We start from the raw sequence: 18,011 nt of genomic DNA, 5'->3' as shown, positions 1-18,011 counted from the left end.
CGAGGCATGCCCCGGGCCGACCGCTCCCAGGCCCCACCCGCCCGGCCGGTGCTTCAGTCGGCCGTCTACGCCGGCGGCTGTTTCTGGTCCGAGGAAAAGGCGTTCGACGGCCTGCCGGGGGTGCGGTCCGCCGTGTCGGGCTTCGTCGGCGGCCAGACGGCCAACCCGACCTATGAGCAGGTGGTGCGCGGCGGGACCGGCCATATGGAGGCGGTCCAGGTCACGTTCGATCCCCGCGTCGTCAGCTATCGCGCCCTGGTGGACCGCTACTGGCGCACCATAGACCCGACCGATCCGAACGGGCAGTTCTGCGACCAGGGGCCGTCCTATCGCGCGGCGGTGTTCGCCACGGCGGATCAGCGGGCGGCCGCTGTGGCGTCACGCGATGCGGCCATGCGCTTTCTGGGCAAGAGCTTCACCACCCCGGTCGTCGGGGTCCAGCGGTTCTGGCCCGCCGGGCCTGAGCATCAGGACTACGCCCGCCGCAACCGCGCCCATTACGAGGCCTATCGCCAGGGCTGCCGCCGGCCCCAGCAGCTGCGCGCCATCTGGGGCGACGCGGCCGTTGGGTGACGGCGTCCGCCAGATGTCATTAGGCCTGGCTCAATAGGCCTGGCTTTGGGCCGCCCGTTCTTCCAGATGGCCGTCCTTCAGGGCGAAGACGCGGTCCATGTGGCCGGCCAGCTCCATATTGTGGGTGGCGATCAGGGCGGCGACGCCCGTGGTCTTGGCCAGGTCACGCAGGGATTCGAACACCGACTGGCTGGTGGTCGGGTCCAGGTTGCCGGTCGGTTCGTCGGCCAGCAGCAGGCGGGGCTTGTTGGCCAGGGACCGGGCGATGGCGACGCGTTGCTTCTCGCCGCCCGACAGCTGAGCCGGCTGGTGGGTCAGGCGTTCGCCCAGGCCCAGGGTCGTCAGCGTCTCCTCGGCCTGACGGCGCGCCTGGGCCAGGCTCATGCCCGCGATCCGCATCGGCAGGGCGACATTGTCGCGCGCGTCGAACTCGGCCAGCAGATGGTGGAACTGATAGACGAAGCCGATCCGCGACAGGCGCAGGCGGGTGCGGGCGCGCTCGTCGAGGTCGCCCACCATCTCGCCGTCGATGGCGACCGTGCCCTCGGTGGGCTTCTCCAGCAGGCCGGCGGCGTGCAGCAGGCTGGACTTGCCCGAGCCGGAGGGGCCGATCAGCCCGACCATCTCGCCCGGCATGACGTCCAGATCCACGCCCTTCAGCACGGTCAGGCCGCCGTTGGCGGTGTCATAGGTGCGGGTCAGGCCGCGCACCGACAGGATGGGAGACCTACTCATAGCGGAGCGCCTCCACAGGATCGATGCGAGAGGCCGTCCAGGACGGCGGCAGGCTGGCCAGGCAGCTCATGCTGAAGGACAGCAGGGCGACCCAGGTCACGTCCATCGGATCGACCAGGGCCGGGATGGCGTCCAGCTGATAGACGTCGGCGTTGAACAGTTGCACGCCCAGCACGGCCTCGATGGCGTGCTGGATCGTGCCGATGTTCCAGCAGAACAGCAGGCCCAGGGCGAGGCCCGCCAGGGTGCCCGCCACGCCGATCATGGCGCCGGACATGAAGAAGATGCGCAGGATGGCCGACGGACTGGCGCCCACGGTGCGCAGGATGGCGATGTCGCGCGTCTTGTTCTTCACCAGCATGACGATGCCGGAGATGATGTTCATGGCGGCGATGGCGACGACCAGGCCCAGGATGATGCTCATGGCCACCCGCTCGACCCGCAGGGCGCCGTAGAAGGCGGCCAGGCGTTCGCGCCAGTCGCTGATGACAGATCCGGGGCCGGCGGCGTCGCGGATGGCGGGGGTCAGCTCGCCGACGCGGTCGGGGTCGTCGACCTTGATCTCGATGGCGTCCCAGACCCCCTCCTTGCCGAAGAACAGCTGCTGCTGCTCCAGCGGCATGAACAGGAAGGCGCGGTCGAAGTCGGCCGTGCCCGAGCGGAACAGGCCGCCGACGAAATAGGTCTTTTCCAGACCGCCCAGATTGCCGAAAGCGCTGTCGGCGCCGGTCGGGGAATAGAGGGTGACGGGATCCCCGACCCGCAGGCCCAGGGAGTTGGCCAGGGCCGCGCCCATCAGGATGCGGTCGCCGCCGTATGCGCCCTTGCCGAAGTCGGCGCGTTCCTTGGGCGTCAGGCTGTCGAAGACGTATTTGGTGGTGGCCAGATCCTGGGGCCGCACGCCGCGCACCATGGCGCCCGTGGTGAAGTTGCCGACCCGGACCAGGCTCTGGCTTTCGTTCAACGGGGTGACGCTGACCACGCCGGGCACGGCGGCGATCCGCTTCAGGGCGGCGTCCCGGTCTTCCGACGTCAGCACCGGCCCCTGGACGTACATATGGCCGTTGAACGACAGCATCCGGCCCAGCAGTTCCGAGCGGAAGCCGGCCATGATGCTCATGACGCTGATCAGGACCGCGACAGCCAGCATGATGCCGATGAAGCTGATCACCGCGATGGTCGCCACCCCGCCCTCCTTGCGCTTGGCGCGCAGGTAGCGGAGGGCCAGGCCGATCTCCCACGAGGAGAAGGCGCCGGACGGACGGGACGGCAGGTTCAAGCAGTCAACCTTTCGATGGCTTCGGCCAGGGGCACGGACACCTTCTCGCCGGTGGCGCGGCGCTTCAGCTCGACCACGCCGTCGGCCAGGCCCTTGGGACCGATGGTCAGTTGCCACGGCACGCCGATCAGGTCGGCGGTGGCGAACTTGCCGCCCGGCCGTTCGTCGGTGTCGTCGTACAGCACGTCCTTGCCCAGTTTCTCCAGCTGGGCCACCGCGTCCTCGCAGGCGGCGGAGACGGCGGCGTCATTGGCGCGCAGATTGATCACCACCACGTCGAACGGGGCCACGGCGTCGGGCCAGATGATGCCGCCCTCGTCGTGGCTGGCCTCGATGATGGCGCCCAGCAGACGCGACACGCCGACGCCGTAGCTGCCCATATGGACCTCAGCGTCCTGACCGTCCGGCCCGGCGACCTTGGCCTTCATCGGCGCCGAGTATTTCGTGCCGAAATAGAAGATGTGGCCGACCTCAATGCCGCGCGCCGACAGGCGGTCGCCCTCGGCGGTCTCGGCCTCGAACCGGGCTTCGTCGTGCATTTCCTCAGTGGCGGCGTAGAGCGCAGTTCGTTGATCAACGATTGACTGAAGATCGTCCCACTCCACATCCGCCCCAGGCGCCGGCATTTCAACCAGGGCCTTGTCGCAGAAGACCGCGCTCTCGCCCGTTTCGGCCAGGACGATGAACTCATGGCTCAGGTCGCCGCCGATCGGGCCGGTGTCGGCGCGCATCGGCACGGCCTTAAGACCCATGCGGGCGAAGGTGTTCAGATAGGCCACGAACATGCGGTTGTAGGCTTTGCGGGCCGAGGCCTCGTCCACGTCGAAGGAATAGGCGTCCTTCATCAGGAACTCGCGGCCGCGCATAACGCCGAACCGGGGGCGGCGCTCGTCGCGGAACTTCCACTGGATGTGAAACAGGTTCAGCGGCAGCGACTTGTAGGACTTCACATAGGCGCGGAAGATGTCGGTGATCATCTCCTCGTTGGTCGGCCCGTACAGCAGTTCGCGCTCATGACGGTCGGTGATGCGCAGCATCTCGGGGCCATAGGCGTCGTAACGCCCCGACTCTCGCCACAGGTCGGCCAGTTGCAGGGTCGGCATCAGCAGTTCGACTGCGCCGGCCCGCTGCTGCTCTTCACGGACGATCTGCTCGATCTTGCGCAGCACGCGCAGGCCCAGCGGCAGCCAGGCGTAGATGCCGGCGGCCTCCTGCTTGATCATGCCTGCGCGCAGCATCAGCTGGTGCGAGACAATCTGGGCGTCCGAAGGGGCTTCCTTCAACGTGGGCAGGAAAAAGCGCGACAGGCGCATGATGGGAAATCCTAGGCGTAGAGACAGACCAAGGCTTTAGCCGCTGGACCGGGGCGAAAGCTAGGCCGGGATGGGGATTAGACCGCCGGCGCGCGCGAGAAGTCCGGCAGGGGCAGCCAGCCGGTGAAGATCAGCACCATGACAAAGGCCCAGACGATGGCTGCGACCCAAGTGGTGGTGATGAATTTGCGCTTCAGGTTCGGCGTCGTCGGCGCACCCCATTGGGCGCCGTCCGTCGGCGGTTCGTGGGTCTCGCGCGAGGTTCCCAGCGGCAGCACGCCGAACAACACCGTCCACCAGACGATGATGTAGATGCCGAACATGGTGATGGGGCCGATGGGCATGGGACCTCCTGTCCGGGCTTTGGCGCCCGGTTGAAACCGGTCTAGAGGATCGGCCTCCTCTGGACGAGTCCCCGACATGCCGCAGATCACCCTGGAATACACCCGCCACCTGGCGGACGCCGACTGGACCCCGGTCGCCCTGGAGATCCATCAGGCCGCAGTCGAGATCGCCGGCGCCGCCCTGTCGGCCTGCAAGACCCGGCTGATCGCCCTGGATCACGTCGTCATCGCCGACGGCGCGCCCGAGACCGCCATGCTGGCCTGCCGCGTCGGCCTGATGCTGGGCCGCACGCCGCAGCAGAAGAGCGCGCTGAGCGAAAAGGTGCTGGAGATCCTGACCGCCGCGCTGGCTCGCACGGCCGGCAAGGTCGAGGTGTCGGCCGAGGTGTTCGAACTGAACGAGACCTATCGCAAGGCCACGCTCGGCTGAGACGACATCGCGGTCGGTCGCGCCTCAGGGATGCGGCCGGCCGACGCCGTAGCGCGCCGCGAGATAGGGGGCGATGGCGTGATCCTGCAGGAAGCGACGCCCCGTCGTTTCGCTGACCTGAGCCTCGGGCCAGTCCAGTTCGCCGTCGAGGATCAGGATGGGGCAGCTCTGATGCGCTTCGCCGACCTCGGCGATGACCAGCGGGCGCGGCCGGGGGTGGTCCAGATAGACGATATCAAGAACGTCCCTCAGCCGGGGATAGAAGGCCAGCACGCCCTCCACATAGGCGCCGGCCGGGCAGAACCAGGGACCGCCCTGGTCGTCATGCCAGTCGGGATTCAGCAGGAAGAGTCGTTCGGTCATGGACGGGATATAGCGGACCTCCGCCGGATTCCGAGACGTCTATTCGCAGGCTGCGCCGAAGCCCGGCGCGCGTAACGCCAACAGGATGGATGACCGCTCCGCCTGGGTGATGGAGCCGGACCGTTCCAGCACGCAGCCGACGGCGGTGTTCGAGTTCGGGGCCAGCAGGCCGTAGGTCAGGCCCTCGGCCTCCAGTCGGGCCTGGGCGCCCTTCAGGGCCTCGACCGCCTCGGCGACGCGGGCTGGGTCTCTGGTGATCCGCGTCATCTCGTGCAGGGCCTCGCCCGAACTGGGGAAGTCATAGGCGTCGGGCGTATAGGGGGCGATCTCGGCCGAGAGACGGTCGGGGTGATCCGTGACGCCGAACTTGGCGTTCTGGCTGGCGGAAAAAGCGATGGCCGGGCCCGTCTGCGGCACGACCAGAATATAGGCGTGGCGCGGGAACAGCAGATAGTGGCCCATGTATTTGGTCACGGGCACCAGCGGCGGGCGGTCCGGCCCCAGGGCGTGGGCGCCGACATAGACGCCGGACGGCAGGCTGCGCGCGTCGATCCGTCCGTTCAGCGTCAGGATCCGGTCCACCATCACATGGTCCAGCAGAAAGACCCCGTCCTCGGCCTCCCGTTCCAGATAGGCGTGGATGGCGGCGGTGTCGGGCGCGGGGCCGAGGTCGCGGCCATAGACGGTCGGAAAGGCGGTCGGCGACATCGGCTGTCCGTCCGGCGGACTGAACCACAGGACGCGCAGTTCGTGGACGGTGCGCGACAAAGGCTCGTCGCCGCGAAAGGTCGAAAGGCTGAGCGCCAGGTTCACTGCGGCGAAGAGGGCGACGAAGCCCGCCGTCCCCTGCCCTGCGATCACAGCCCAGCGCCGCCAGCCGTGCAACGGATAACGGGCGTGGCGCACCCGTTCCAGCAGACGGCGGCCGCGCGTGGGCTTGTCTGACATGAGTTTCCCCAACCGTTCAGGCGCAAGAAATGCGCCTGAACGGTCAAGGTTGCATCAGACCCGCAGGACGACCGTCTCGACGATCGGACGGCGATCCCAGATCTGCTGGCTGGCCTTCTTCAGCACGCGAGCCACGGCCTGTTCGATGACCATTTCGTCGTCCAGGGCGTCGCCCTTCAGGCTCTTGATCACCTGCTCGACGCGCTCGGCCAGATTGTCCAGGGCGTCTCCCAACGGTGTGGCGGTGTCGCCGGGCAGGCCGACGCTGCGGATGTCGATGTCGCTGGCGATGCGGCCGCGCTTGTCCAGGGCGAAGCTGACGATCAGCACGCCATTGGTCGAGGCGTGGCGGCGTTCCTTCAGGGCCTCGCCCTGTTCGGTCACCAGCATGCCGCCGTCGACGTACAGGCGACCGTTCGGCACTTCGTCGATGATCTTGGCCGGCCCGGGGGCCAGGCGAACCATGTCGCCGTTGCGCGGCGTGACGGTTTCCTTGACGCCGATGTCCTTGGCCAGATTGGCGTGTTCCAGCAGGAAGCGGCGCACGCCGTGGGTGGGCACCGCGATCTGCGGCCGGACCCATTCGTACATCTGCTTCAACTCGTCGCGGCACGGGTGGCCCGAGACGTGGATGCCGGGATGGTCCTTCTCGGTGTAGAGGCGCACGCCCCGGTCCGCGAGACGATCCTGCAGATTGCCGATGGCAAGTTCGTTGCCGGGAATTTGGCGCGACGAGAAGATACAGTGGTCGCCCAGGCCCAGCTTCACGACCGGATGAGTGCCGTCGGCGACGCGCGACAGGGCCGCCCTCGCCTCGCCCTGGCTGCCGGTGCACAGATACAGGATCTGGTCGGCGGGCCAGACGCGGGCCTCCTCGTCCGACAGGAAGGGTTTGACGTCCTGCAGCATGCCGACGTGTTTGGCCGCCGCCGTAATCCGGTGCATCGAACGGCCGGCCAGGGACACGCGACGGCCGCAGGCCTCGGCGGCGCGGATGACGCTGTCCATCCGGGCGACGTTCGAGGCGAAACAGCCCACCGCAACCCGGCCCTTGAGGCTGGAGATCAGCTTGGTGATCGCAACGGCCACATCGCCCTCGGACCCGGCGACGCCCGGCACGAAGACATTGGTCGAATCGCAGACCATGGCCAGCACGCCCTCGTCGCCCATGGCGCGAATGGCGGGGGCGTCGGTCTTCTCGCCGATGATCGGCTGGTCGTCGATCTTCCAGTCCCCGGTGTGGAACACCACGCCCAGGGGGGTGTCGATGGCAAGGCCGCTCGGCTCGGCGATCGAGTGGCTCATGTTGACGAAGGTGACGCCGAACGAGCCGATGTCGACCGTGCCGCCCAGCGGCACCTCGATCAGCTCGACCTCGTCCAGGATGCCGCGTTCGCGCAGCTTGTCCCGGATCAGATAGGCGGTGAAGGGGGTGGCGTAGATCGGCGCCTTGATGCGCGGCCACAGCCAGCCCAGGGCGCCGATATGGTCTTCGTGCGCATGGGTCAGGACGATGCCCTTGATCGTCTCGCCTTCCAGATAGGAAGGATCGGGCACGATCACGTCCACGCCGGGCGTGGACAGGTCGCCGAAGGTGACGCCGACATCGACGATCAGCCATTCACGATCAGCCTCTGGCCCGAAGCCATAGGCGTTGAGGTTCATACCGACCTCGTCCGAGCCGCCCAGCGGCAGGAAAACGAGTTCGTCTTGGTTTTGCTTTTTCATTCAGTCAGTCATTTGGGCGTTACGACGCCAGATTTCCAGGAGGCCGCGAATAGTCAGGTCGGGATCGAAGTGATCGATGCTGTCGGTCGCGCCTTCGAACAGGCTGGCGACGCCGCCGGTGCCGATGACGGTCATGGGCCGCGCCCATTCCGCCTTGATGCGCGCGACCAGGCCTTCGATCAACGAAATATAGCCCCAGAAGACGCCGGACTGCATGGCCTCGACCGTGCCCTTGCCGATGACGTGGTCGGGGCGCTGGATGGCGATGCGCGGCAATTTGGCCGCCGCCTCGTGCAGGGCCTGGAGCGACAGATTGATGCCGGGGGCGATCAGACCGCCTTCGAAGGCGCCGTCGTCGGCGACGATGTCGAAGGTGGTGGCCGTGCCGCTGTCGATGACGATCAGGTCGCCCGGATAGACCAGCTTGGCCCCGATGGCGTTGACCAGGCGGTCGGCGCCGGCCTCGCTGGGCTTGGCGATCCGCACCTCTATGCCCAGTTGGGCGTTCTCGCCGATCACCAGGGGTTCGATGTTCAGATAGCGGCGCGACAGATTGCGCAGGTTGAAGATCGACTGGGGCACGACGCTGGAGATGATGCAGCCGGTCAGGGCGGCGAACTCCAGCCCCTTCATGACCATCAACTGGTTCAGCCAGACGGCGTATTCGTCGGCGGTGCGGCTGGCCTCGGTGGCGGCGCGCCACTGGGCGATCCAGTCCGAGCCGTCGTGGACGGCGAACAGCGTATTGGTGTTGCCCTGTTCGATGGCGAGCAGCATGTCAGGCGGCCTTGCCGAAGAAGACGTCGCCGGCCGAAATCAGGCGAACCGAACCGTCGGCCAGACGCAGGCGCAAGGCCCCGTCAGGCTCCACACCCTCGGCCAGGCCCTCGATCGTTTCGTTGTCCAGACGCGCGGTGCACGGGCCGTTCAGCCCGGTCAGACGGCTGGTCCAGGCGTCCAGCACCGGCTCGAAGCCCATCGTCTGCCAGCGCCCCCACCAGACGGCGAAGGTCTCGGCCAGGATCTCGGCGGCGGCTTCGACCGGTGGGGCGAAGGCGAGGTCCTCGCGCAGTTTTTCCGCGATCGCCGCCGAAGCCTTCTCGGTTCCCTCGGGCGCATGGGCCAGGTTGACGCCGATGCCGACGGCCAGCCAGAGCCCGCCGGACGCATGCGCGCCGCTTTCAACCAGGATGCCGCACGCCTTGCGGCCGTCCAGCAGGACGTCGTTCGGCCATTTGATCGAGACCAGGGCCGGCGAGACGAAGACGTCCAGCAGGTCGGCGACGGCCGGGGCGGCGATGAAGGTCGCCTGAGCCGCCTCGCGCGGCGACGCATGAACCCGGATCAGCAAGGTCGCGGCCAGATTGCCGGGCTTGTCCACCCAGCTTCGGCCGCGCCGGCCACGCCCCGCCGTCTGGCGGCGCGCGATGATCCACTTCGGGCCGACCTCGCCCGCCTCCGCCAGCCGCCGGGCTTCCGACAGCGTCGAGTCGATCTCGTCGAGGATGACCAGAGGGGCGGGCGTCAACGCCCTAACCGTTCCCGAAGCCGGCGCTCGCAACCTTGGTCAGCGGCTCCAGCCAGGTCAGACCGACAATCACCAGCGGGAAGGCGAAGGCGGCGCAGGCCCAGCCGATGATGCTGGTCTCCGGCGAGGACTTGTCCATCTGGATGTCGTCCACGGGTGCGTCGAACCACATCAGCTTGATGATGCGCAGATAATAGAAGGCGGCGACGACCGAGGCGACCAGACCGGCCGCAGCCACCGGCCACAGGCCGGCGTCGGCGGCGGCGCCGAAGACATAATACTTGCCCCAGAAGCCCGAGAACGGCGGCATGCCCAGGACCGACAGCGACAGGACGGTCAGGGCCACGGCCGTGACCGGACGATCCTTCTTCAGACCCGCCAGATCGGCGATGCGGCGGATCGGCCGGCCCGACTTGGACAGGCTGAGCAGGATGGCGAAGAAGCCCAGTTGGTCGATGACATACAGGGTCATGAACATCAGCATGGCCTGCAGGCCTTCGCTGGTGCCGGCCGCGATGCCCAGCAGGGCGTAGCCGATGTTGGCGATCGACGAATAGGCCAGCAGGCGCTGGACATCCTTCTGCACCAGGCCGCCGAAGGCGCCGACGACGAAGCTGATCAGGGAGATGGCGACCAGGACCTGCGACCACTGGGCGTGGGCCTCGCTGAAGCCGCCCTCCAGGGCGCGGGCGATCAGGACCATGGCGGCGACCTTGGGCGCCGTGGCGAACAGGGCCACGACCGGGGTCGGGGCGCCTTCGTACACGTCGGGCGTCCACATGTGGAAGGGCGCGGCCGAGACCTTGAACGCCAGACCGCAGATCAGGAAGACCAGACCGAACACCAGGCCGGGGCTGGGGTGATCGACGGCAAAGGCGGCGATGTCCTCGAACCGCATCGAACCGGCGAAGCCGTAGATCAGGCTGGAGCCGTACAGCAGCAGGCCCGACGACAGGGCGCCGAGGACGAAATATTTCAGGCCCGCTTCCGACGCCTTGACGTCGTCGCGGTGGAAGGCGGCCAGGACGTACAGGGCCAGCGAATGCAGCTCGATGCCGACATACATGGAGATCAGGTCGCCCGAGGACGCCATCATCCCCATGCCGACCGAGGCCAGCACGATCAGGACCGGATATTCGAACTTGGCGATGTGGGTGCGCTTCATCCAGCCGTCGCCCAGGACGATGGCCACGGCGGCGGACAGATAGATGACGCTCTTGCCGTAGATGGCCAGCGGATCGGCCACATAGGCGCCGTTGAAGGCGACGCCCCACGGTCCCATGAAGGCGAGGACGGCGGCGGCGATCAGCAGCAGGACCGACAGGATGGACACCAGCCGGGCGCTCTTGTCGCCGATGAAGGCGCCGACCATCAGCAGGACCAGGGCGCCGACCGCGAGGGTCAGCTCCGAGGCGGCGAGGTGCAGGGCGGAGGACAGATCAGGCATGCTTGGTCTCACCCGCCGATCGCGACGCGATAGGCATTGGTCAGGGCCTCGACGGCGGGCCCGGTGTAATCGAGGACGGCGGCCGGATGGACGCCCAGCCACAGGGTGCCGAGGATCAGCGGCACGAACAGCAGCAGCTCACGCTTGTCGATGTCGGCGATGGTCATCAGCTTCGGATTGGTGATCTCGCCGAACATGACCGAACGGTACAGGGTCAGGGCATAGACGGCCGAGAAGATGACGCCCGAGGCCGCAACCAGGGCCGCCCAGGTCGAGGCCTGATAGGCGCCCGTCATGGTCAGGACTTCGCCGATGAAGCCCGAGGTGCCCGGCAGGCCGACGTTGGCCATGGTGAACATCAGGAAGATGGCGGCGAACCAGGGCATGCGCGAGGTCAGGCCGCCGTAGAAGGCGATCTCACGCGTATGCATCCGGTCGTAGACGACGCCGACGCACAGGAACAGCGCGCCCGAGATCAGACCGTGGCTGATCATCTGGAACACCGCGCCCTGCATGCCCTGATAGTTGCCCGAGAAGATGCCCAGGGTGACGAAGCCCATGTGGGCGATCGACGAATAGGCGATCAGCTTCTTCATGTCCGTCTGACGCCAGGCGACCAGCGACGTATAGACGATGGCGATGACCGACAGGGTGAAGACCAGCGGGCGGAACATCTCGGACGCGACCGGGAACATCGGCACGTTGAACAGGATGAAGCCGTAACCGCCCAGCTTCAGCAGGATGCCGGCCAGGATGACCGAACCCGCCGTCGGCGCCTGAACGTGGGCGTCGGGCAGCCAGGTGTGAACCGGCCACATCGGCATCTTCACCGCGAAGGAGGCGAAGAAGGCCAGCCACAACAGGGGCTGAACCGCCGGGTCGAACGCGTACTGCTTCAGCTCGGGAATGCTGGTGGTGCCGGCGGTGTGCGACATCCACAGCATGGCCAGCAGCATCAGCACCGACCCCAGCAGGGTGTAGAGGAAGAACTTGTAGGCGGCGTAGATTCGGTTGGCGCCGCCCCAGATGCCGATGATCAGGAACATCGGCACCAGGGTGCCTTCGAAGAAGATGTAGAAGAGATACAGGTCCAGCGCCGTGAAGACGCCGATGACCAGGGTCTCCAGCACCAGGAAGGCGATCATATATTCGACGACGCGCGTCTCGATCGATTTCCAGCTGGCCAGGATGCAGATCGGCATCAGGAAGGCCGTCAGCAGGACGAACAGGATCGAAATCCCATCGACGCCCAGATGATAGCTGGCCCCGGCGAACCAGGGGACCATTTCGACGAACTGATAGCTGACGTTCGACGGATCGAAGCCGGAGACCAGCACGACCGAGACCCCCAGCACGACCAGGGTCGTGATCAGGGCGATCCAGCGGGCGGCCGGGGCGGCGGCGTCCTGGGACTTGGACGCCAGCCGGGCGAGGAAGATCGCCAGGGCGCCGACCAGCGGCAGGAATGTAACGAGGCTCAGGATGTAGGGCACGGGCTCAGGCTCCCCACGCGAGGATGGCGAAGGTGAGCAGACCGGCCACCCCGAGCAGCATCACGAAGGCATAATGATAGACGAAGCCAGACTGGAGCTTGCCCAGTCGTGCGGCGGATTTCAGCGACGCCCAGGCGGCGCCGTTCGGGCCGAGGCCGTCGATGATCTTCACGTCGACGATCTTCCAGAAGACGTCGCCCACGGCCTTGAAGCCGCGCACGAAGACGAAGTCGTACAACTCGTCGAAATACCACTTGTTGTACAGGAAGTTGTACAGGAACCCGCCCCGCTCGGCCATGCGACGGCCCATGCCTTCGCGGGCGACATAGATCCAGTAGGCGAAGGCCGTACCGGTCAGGGTCAGGATCAGCGGCGACCACTTCACCCAGGTCGGGACGTCGTGGCTTTCGTGAAGCACGTGGTTGTGCTCGCCGGTGAAGATGGCCCCGCGCCAGAACTCATGCTCGTGATGGCCGATGAAGTGCGGCGCGAACACGAAGCCTGCGGCGACGGCGCCGACCGACAGCAGGATCAGCGGAACCAGCATGACCCAGGGGCTCTCGTGCGGTTGCAGCGGACCGTGATGGCCATGATCGTCATGCGCATGGTCGTCATGGGCGTGCGCATCGGAGACCGGCTCGGAATGGGTTTCCAGCTGGGCGTGCGAGGCGTGATCGTCGGCATGATGGGCGTCGCCCTCTTCCTTCCACACCGGCTTGTTGTGGAAGGTCATGAAGATCAGGCGCCAGGAATAATAGGCCGTCAGACCGGCCGCGATCAGACCGATGGAGAAGGCGAACATGCCGACCGCCGAATGGCCCGAGGCGGCCGAGGCGAAGGCGCTCTCGATGATCGAGTCCTTCGAATAGAAGCCCGCGAAGCCGCCGACGCCGGGGATGCCCAGGCCGGTGATGGCGATGGTGCCGATGGTCATGACGGCATAGGTGATCGGCAGCAGCTTCCACAGCCCGCCCATCTTCCGCATGTCCTGCTCGTGGTGCATGCCGTGGATCACCGAACCGGCGCCCAGGAACAGCAGGGCCTTGAAGAAGGCGTGGGTGAACAGGTGGAACATGGCCGCCTGATAGGCGCCGACGCCCGCCGCGAAGAACATGTAGCCCAGTTGCGAACAGGTCGAATAGGCGATGACCCGCTTGATGTCGTTCTGGGTCAGGCCGACCGTGGCGGCGAACAGGGCCGTGATCGCGCCGATGATGGCGATGATCTGCGAGGCGCCCGGCGCATACTCATAGATGGGCGACAGCAGGCAGACCATATAGACGCCGGCGGTCACCATGGTGGCGGCGTGGATCAGGGCCGAGACCGGGGTCGGGCCTTCCATCGCGTCCGGCAGCCAGGTGTGCAGGAAGAACTGGGCCGACTTGCCCATGGCGCCGATGAACAGCAGGAAGCCGGCCAGGTCGAGCGCGGACCACTGTACGCCCAGGAACTCCCAGGTCGTGCCGGCCTTTGTGGCCACCAACGGGAACAGTTCCGAGAACTCGATCGTCCCGTACATCCAGAAGATGGTGATGATGCCCAGGACGAAGCCGAAGTCGCCGACGCGGTTGACGACGAAGGCCTTGATGGCGGCGGCGCTGGCGGTCGGCTTCTTGAACCAGAAGCCGATCAGCAGATACGAGGCCAGACCCACGCCTTCCCAGCCGAAGAACAGCTGCATGAAGTCGGCGGCCGTCACCAGCGCCAGCATCATGAAGGTGAACAGGGACAGATAGGCGAAGAAGCGCGGCCGGCTGTCGTCCTCGGCCATATAGCCCCAGGAATACAGGTGGACCAGCGACGAGACGCTGGTGACCACGATCAGCATGGTCGCCGACAGGGCGTCGATGCGGATCGACCAGGACGACTGGAAGTCGCCCACATTGATAAAAGGCGCCAGGCGGATGGTGAAGGGCTCCAGATGGCCCCAGGTCCACTGGCCGAACACCGTCCAGGCGACGGCGCACGAGAAGAACAGCAGACCGGTCGTGAGGGTCTGCGACGGGATGTCGCCGATGCGGCGGCCGAACAGGCCGGCGACGGTCGCGCCCAGCAGCGGGGCGAAGATCCCGAGAATGATCAGGGTGTGGAGGTTCACGCTCAGCCCTTCATCACGGAGGCGTCGTCGACGGCGATGTCGCCGCGGTTACGGAAGAAGGTCACCAGGATGGCCAGGCCGACGGCGGCCTCGGCCGCGGCGACGGTCAGGACGAACATGGCCATGATCTGCCCGCTGATGTCGTTCAGATAGGTCGAGAAGGCGACGAAGTTGATGTTCACGGCCAGCAGGATCAGCTCGATCGACATCAGGATGATGATGACGTTCTTGCGGTTCACGAAGATGCCGAAGACCCCGATGGTGAACAGGATCGCCGCCACGCTGAGATAATGGATGAGACCGATGTCCATCAGAGAAGCTCCTCGGGCGAGACGCCCTGCCCGGTCTGGACCGATTTGACCTCCATCGCCTTGGCGGCGGAGCGGTTGACCTGGTCGGTGATGTTCTGGCGCTTGATATGCGGCTTGTGGCGCAGGGTCAGGGTGATGGCCCCGATCATGGCGATCAGCAGCACGATCCCGGCCGCCTGGAAGAAGTAGATATAGTCGGTGTAGAGCACCCGGCCGATGGCCTCGACATTGCTCATGTCGGGATCGGGCGCGCCGGGCCCGGCCAGACCGGCGGTCGCCCCGCCCTGGATGACGGCGCTGGACACCAGGATCATCTCGGCCAGCAGAACGGCGGCGATGACGGCCCCGATGGGCAGGTATCGAGCGTAGCCCTCGCGCAGCTTCAGGAAGTCGACGTCCAGCATCATGACGACGAACAGGAACAGCACGGCGACCGCGCCGACGTAGACGACGACCAGCAGCATGGCCAGGAACTCGGCCCCCAGCAGGACGAACAGACCCGCCGCCGAGAAGAAGGCGAGGATCAACCACAGCACGCTGTGCACCGGATTGCGCGCGGTCACGACCAGAAGGCCGGACACCACGGCGGTCGCCGCCAGCAGATAGAAGGCTATGCCTTGCAGCATGTCGGGACGAAGCCCCTTTCGTAGCGGCCGCGACCCCCGTTTGGGAATCGCCGACCCGTTAGCGTGAGCGCCTTAGCGGTAAGGCGCGTCGAGTTCCAGATTCTTGGCGATCTGCCGTTCCCAGCGATCCCCATTGTCGAGCAGTCGGGCCTTGTCGAACAGCAGCTCCTCGCGCGTTTCGACGGCGTATTCGGAGTTCGGCCCCTCGACGATGGCGTCCACCGGGCAGGCCTCCTGACACAGGCCGCAGTAGATGCACTTGACCATGTCGATGTCGTAGCGGGTCGTGCGGCGGCTGCCGTCGGCGCGCGGTTCGGCCTCGATGGTGATGGCCTGGGCGGGGCAGATGGCCTCGCACAGCTTGCAGGCGATGCAGCGTTCCTCGCCGCTCGGATAACGGCGCAGGGCGTGCTCGCCGCGGAAGCGCGGCGACTGCGGGTTCCGCTCGAACGGATAGTTCACGGTCGCCTTGGGGCGGGCCATGTACTTCAGGGTCAGGCCGATGGCGCCGATGGCGTCGAGCATCATCGCGCCCTTGGCGGCCTGGGCGATACGAGTGAACATCAGAAGCGATCCTCTGGCGCCGGGGCGCCGTTGGTTGAAGTCTGGGCGGGGGCGGCCGGGGCCGCTCCCTGAGTCTGGCCTTTGGCCTGGCCGTCGCGCCATTCACGCTCGATGCGCTCCTGGCGGCGTTCCCATTGATAGCCGGACTCGGGCATGCGCGTATCGGGCGCACAAGCCGTCGTCAGGGGTGCGAACGCCAGCAGCATGAGGCTCAGACGGTTCATGCCCCGCCTCCCCGCAGCACGTCCTTGCAGTCCATGTCCTTATAGCGCGGATCGTCCCGGTTCATCATCCGGCACAGGTTGACCCGTTCGCCGCCGCGGCGCGCGTCATCCTCGCGCCGCTCCAGGGACGCGGCCGGATCGGTCGGCGCCGGAGCGGCGATGGGCGCGAATGTGCAGGCGGCGAGGCCCCACGACGCGACCAGGGACAGGATGACGGTGCGTGGGCTCATCTACGCACCCACCGCGAAGACGCGCCAGGCGGCGGTGATGACCACGGCCACCAGCGACGCGGGCAGGAAGATCTTCCAGCCCAGGCGCATCAGCTGGTCGTAGCGGTAGCGGGGCACGAAGGCCTTCACCAGAGCGATGGCCAGGAACCAGAACACCGTCTTGGTGAGGAAGGTCAGCAGATAGATCGTATAGGCGATCCAGGCCGGCAGGCCGTCCAGCGTCTCCTGCGACAGGAAGCCGGGGTTCCAGCCGCCGAAGAACAGGATGCTCATCATCGCCGACATGAAGACGATGTTGACGTACTCGCCCATCATGAACAGCAGATAGGTGGTCGAGCTGTATTCGACCTGATAGCCGGCCACGAGCTCGGATTCCGCTTCCGGCAGGTCGAACGGCGGCCGGTTGGTTTCCGCCAGGGCCGAGACGAAGAAGACGATCGACATCGGGAACAGGATGACGATCAGGGGCCAGGTGCCCTGCCCGCCGCCGAAGGCGTACCAGTTCCAGAAATAGCCGCTCTGGCCCTCGACGATCTGCGACAGGTTCATGGTGCCGGCCAGCAGGATCACATTGATGATGATCAGGCCCAGCGAGACTTCATAGGACACCATCTGCGCCGCCGAACGCAGCGATCCCAGGAACGGATACTTCGAGTTCGAAGCCCAGCCGCCCATGATGATGCCGTACACGCCCAGCGACGAGACCGCGAAGATGTACAGGATGCCGACGTTCAGGTCGGACACCACCCAGCCCGGCGCGAACGGGATCACGGCCCAGGCCATGAAGGCCAGAATGACGGTGATGATCGGCGCCAGGATGAAGACCGCCTTGTCGGCGCCGGAGGGGATGACCACCTCCTTGAGCACGAACTTCAGCATGTCGGCGAAGGATTGCAGCAGGCCGAAGGGGCCGACGACGTTCGGTCCCTTGCGCATCTGCACCGAGGCCCAGACCTTACGGTCGGCCAGCAGCAGGAAGGCGACGGCGATCAGCACGCCAACCGTGATCAGCAGGATCTGACCGACCGTGATCAGCGTCCAGCCGCCCGGCGTGGCCCAGAAGGAAACAGCAGCGTCCATAACTTACTCCGCCGCCATCGCGACCGGGGCGATCCGCAGGGCGGACAGCTCGGCCATGGTCGCGCTGGCGCGCGCGATCGGGTTGGAAAGATAGGGGTCCGTAATCGCCGAGGCGAAGACCCGGTCGCCCAGGTCGCCCTTGACGCCCAGCTTGGACGGATCAAAGGCGGCCGGCGTCGGCAGATAGTCGATCCGGCCGAAGGTCGGATGATCGGCCATCAGCCTGGCGCGCAGCTGGTCCAGGGTGTCGTATGCCAGGGTCTGGTCGACACGGGCGGACAGGGCGCGGATGATGGCCCAGTCTTCCTTGGCCTCGCCCTTGGGGAAGACGACGCGTTCGGCCATCTGCACCCGGCCCTCGGTGTTGACGTACAGGCCCGACTTCTCGGTATAGGCCGCGCCCGGAAGGATGACGTCGGCGCCGTGCGCGCCGCGGTCGCCGTGGCTGCCCAGATAGACGCGGAAGGCGTTCGAGCCGGTCGGATCGACCTCGTCGGCGCCCAGCAGGAACAGCACGTCCAGCGCGCCCGGCTTCAGCATGTCCGCTGCCGTCAGACCGCCTTCGGTCGGCACGAAGCCCATGTCCAGACCGCCGACGCGCGCGGCGGCGTGGTGCAGAACGTTGAAGCCGTTCCAGCCTTCGCTGATGACGCCGACCTTCTTGGCCAGGGCGCCCAGGGCGTTCAGGACGGCGGCC

Annotated in this window: 21 protein-coding genes; 2 read left to right on the top strand and 19 right to left on the bottom strand. The window is 66.6% G+C overall.

What is annotated here, in order from left to right; genetic code table 11:
* Window positions 1-573 (top strand): peptide-methionine (S)-S-oxide reductase MsrA (msrA, locus tag ER13_RS10445; RefSeq protein ID WP_035309039.1); only part of this gene is annotated, 573 nt, incomplete at its 5' end.
* Between the two features lie 30 nt (window positions 574-603).
* Here the strand turns inward: msrA and ER13_RS10440 are convergent.
* From ER13_RS10440 to ER13_RS10425, 4 genes are all read right to left on the bottom strand, one after another.
* Complete coding sequence (locus ER13_RS10440) at window positions 604-1,308, bottom strand: ABC transporter ATP-binding protein (RefSeq protein ID WP_008262155.1); 705 nt, start codon at window positions 1,306-1,308, stop codon at window positions 604-606.
* Window positions 1,301-2,587, bottom strand: coding sequence for a lipoprotein-releasing ABC transporter permease subunit (locus ER13_RS10435; RefSeq protein WP_154725279.1), 1,287 nt, complete (start codon window positions 2,585-2,587; stop codon window positions 1,301-1,303). Before ER13_RS10435 ends, ER13_RS10440 begins: the two co-directional genes overlap by 8 nt.
* Window positions 2,584-3,900: a proline--tRNA ligase gene (gene proS, locus ER13_RS10430; protein ID WP_035309033.1), complete on the bottom strand. Its 1,317-nt coding sequence runs from the start codon at window positions 3,898-3,900 to the stop codon at window positions 2,584-2,586. The genes ER13_RS10435 and proS overlap by 4 nt, the downstream gene beginning before the upstream one ends.
* A gap of 77 nt (window positions 3,901-3,977) precedes the next feature.
* A complete protein-coding gene (locus ER13_RS10425) occupies window positions 3,978-4,244 on the bottom strand; it encodes a DUF1467 family protein (RefSeq protein WP_052005038.1) in 267 nt (88 codons plus the stop codon).
* Between the two features lie 76 nt (window positions 4,245-4,320).
* Here ER13_RS10425 and ER13_RS10420 point away from each other — a divergent pair, with 76 nt between their 5' ends.
* Window positions 4,321-4,674, top strand: coding sequence for a 5-carboxymethyl-2-hydroxymuconate Delta-isomerase (locus tag ER13_RS10420; RefSeq protein ID WP_008259371.1), 354 nt, complete (start codon window positions 4,321-4,323; stop codon window positions 4,672-4,674).
* 24 nt (window positions 4,675-4,698) lie between these two features.
* On the opposite strand, the gene ER13_RS10415 is transcribed toward ER13_RS10420, so the two are convergent.
* The 15 genes from ER13_RS10415 to ER13_RS10345 form a co-directional block, all read right to left on the bottom strand.
* Window positions 4,699-5,037: a DUF3088 family protein gene (locus ER13_RS10415; RefSeq protein WP_008258985.1), complete on the bottom strand. Its 339-nt coding sequence runs from the start codon at window positions 5,035-5,037 to the stop codon at window positions 4,699-4,701.
* Window positions 5,038-5,076: 39 nt separating this feature from the next.
* A complete protein-coding gene (locus tag ER13_RS10410) occupies window positions 5,077-5,985 on the bottom strand; it encodes a hypothetical protein (protein WP_008263175.1) in 909 nt (302 codons plus the stop codon).
* A 54-nt stretch (window positions 5,986-6,039) separates the two neighbouring features.
* Window positions 6,040-7,713 carry a ribonuclease J gene (locus ER13_RS10405; protein ID WP_035309031.1) on the bottom strand — a complete coding sequence of 558 codons (1,674 nt, stop codon included), beginning with the start codon at window positions 7,711-7,713 and terminating at the stop codon, window positions 6,040-6,042.
* Window positions 7,714-8,490 carry a type III pantothenate kinase gene (locus tag ER13_RS10400; RefSeq protein WP_035309029.1) on the bottom strand — a complete coding sequence of 259 codons (777 nt, stop codon included), beginning with the start codon at window positions 8,488-8,490 and terminating at the stop codon, window positions 7,714-7,716. It lies immediately after the preceding gene.
* Between the two features lies 1 nt (window position 8,491).
* Entirely contained in the window at window positions 8,492-9,241 is a 750-nt protein-coding gene (locus ER13_RS10395; protein WP_035309027.1) for a biotin--[acetyl-CoA-carboxylase] ligase, read from the bottom strand.
* 4 nt (window positions 9,242-9,245) lie between these two features.
* Complete coding sequence (gene nuoN / locus ER13_RS10390) at window positions 9,246-10,688, bottom strand: NADH-quinone oxidoreductase subunit NuoN (protein ID WP_008260532.1); 1,443 nt, start codon at window positions 10,686-10,688, stop codon at window positions 9,246-9,248.
* Between the two features lie 8 nt (window positions 10,689-10,696).
* On the bottom strand, window positions 10,697-12,181 hold the full coding sequence (locus ER13_RS10385) for an NADH-quinone oxidoreductase subunit M (RefSeq protein ID WP_035309026.1): 1,485 nt from the start codon (window positions 12,179-12,181) through the stop codon (window positions 10,697-10,699).
* Window positions 12,182-12,185: 4 nt separating this feature from the next.
* Window positions 12,186-14,279, bottom strand: a complete 2,094-nt coding sequence (nuoL, locus tag ER13_RS10380; RefSeq protein WP_008258936.1) for an NADH-quinone oxidoreductase subunit L — start codon at window positions 14,277-14,279, stop codon at window positions 12,186-12,188.
* A 2-nt stretch (window positions 14,280-14,281) separates the two neighbouring features.
* Window positions 14,282-14,590, bottom strand: a complete 309-nt coding sequence (gene nuoK, locus ER13_RS10375; RefSeq protein ID WP_008264046.1) for an NADH-quinone oxidoreductase subunit NuoK — start codon at window positions 14,588-14,590, stop codon at window positions 14,282-14,284.
* Entirely contained in the window at window positions 14,590-15,216 is a 627-nt protein-coding gene (locus ER13_RS10370; protein ID WP_008262516.1) for an NADH-quinone oxidoreductase subunit J, read from the bottom strand. Before ER13_RS10370 ends, nuoK begins: the two co-directional genes overlap by 1 nt.
* Window positions 15,217-15,288: 72 nt before the next feature.
* A complete protein-coding gene (gene nuoI / locus ER13_RS10365; protein WP_008264332.1) occupies window positions 15,289-15,780 on the bottom strand; it encodes an NADH-quinone oxidoreductase subunit NuoI in 492 nt (163 codons plus the stop codon).
* Complete coding sequence (locus ER13_RS10360) at window positions 15,780-16,004, bottom strand: hypothetical protein (protein WP_008262419.1); 225 nt, start codon at window positions 16,002-16,004, stop codon at window positions 15,780-15,782. The genes nuoI and ER13_RS10360 overlap by 1 nt, the downstream gene beginning before the upstream one ends.
* The gene (locus ER13_RS10355; RefSeq protein ID WP_035309023.1) at window positions 16,001-16,234 is read right to left on the bottom strand and encodes a hypothetical protein; all 234 of its coding nucleotides are present in this window, start codon (window positions 16,232-16,234) and stop codon (window positions 16,001-16,003) included. The genes ER13_RS10360 and ER13_RS10355 overlap by 4 nt, the downstream gene beginning before the upstream one ends.
* The gene (gene nuoH / locus ER13_RS10350; RefSeq protein WP_035309021.1) at window positions 16,235-17,314 is read right to left on the bottom strand and encodes an NADH-quinone oxidoreductase subunit NuoH; all 1,080 of its coding nucleotides are present in this window, start codon (window positions 17,312-17,314) and stop codon (window positions 16,235-16,237) included.
* Window positions 17,315-17,317: 3 nt separating this feature from the next.
* Window positions 17,318-18,011: molybdopterin-dependent oxidoreductase (locus ER13_RS10345; protein WP_035309020.1), on the bottom strand; the 694-nt coding region annotated here is incomplete at its 5' end.

The organism is Brevundimonas sp. EAKA (assembly GCF_000698025.1).
Lineage (GTDB): Bacteria > Pseudomonadota > Alphaproteobacteria > Caulobacterales > Caulobacteraceae > Brevundimonas > Brevundimonas mediterranea_A.
Note: the sequence above shows the minus strand (reverse complement) of the source record. Positions and strands in the feature narration are given on the sequence as shown.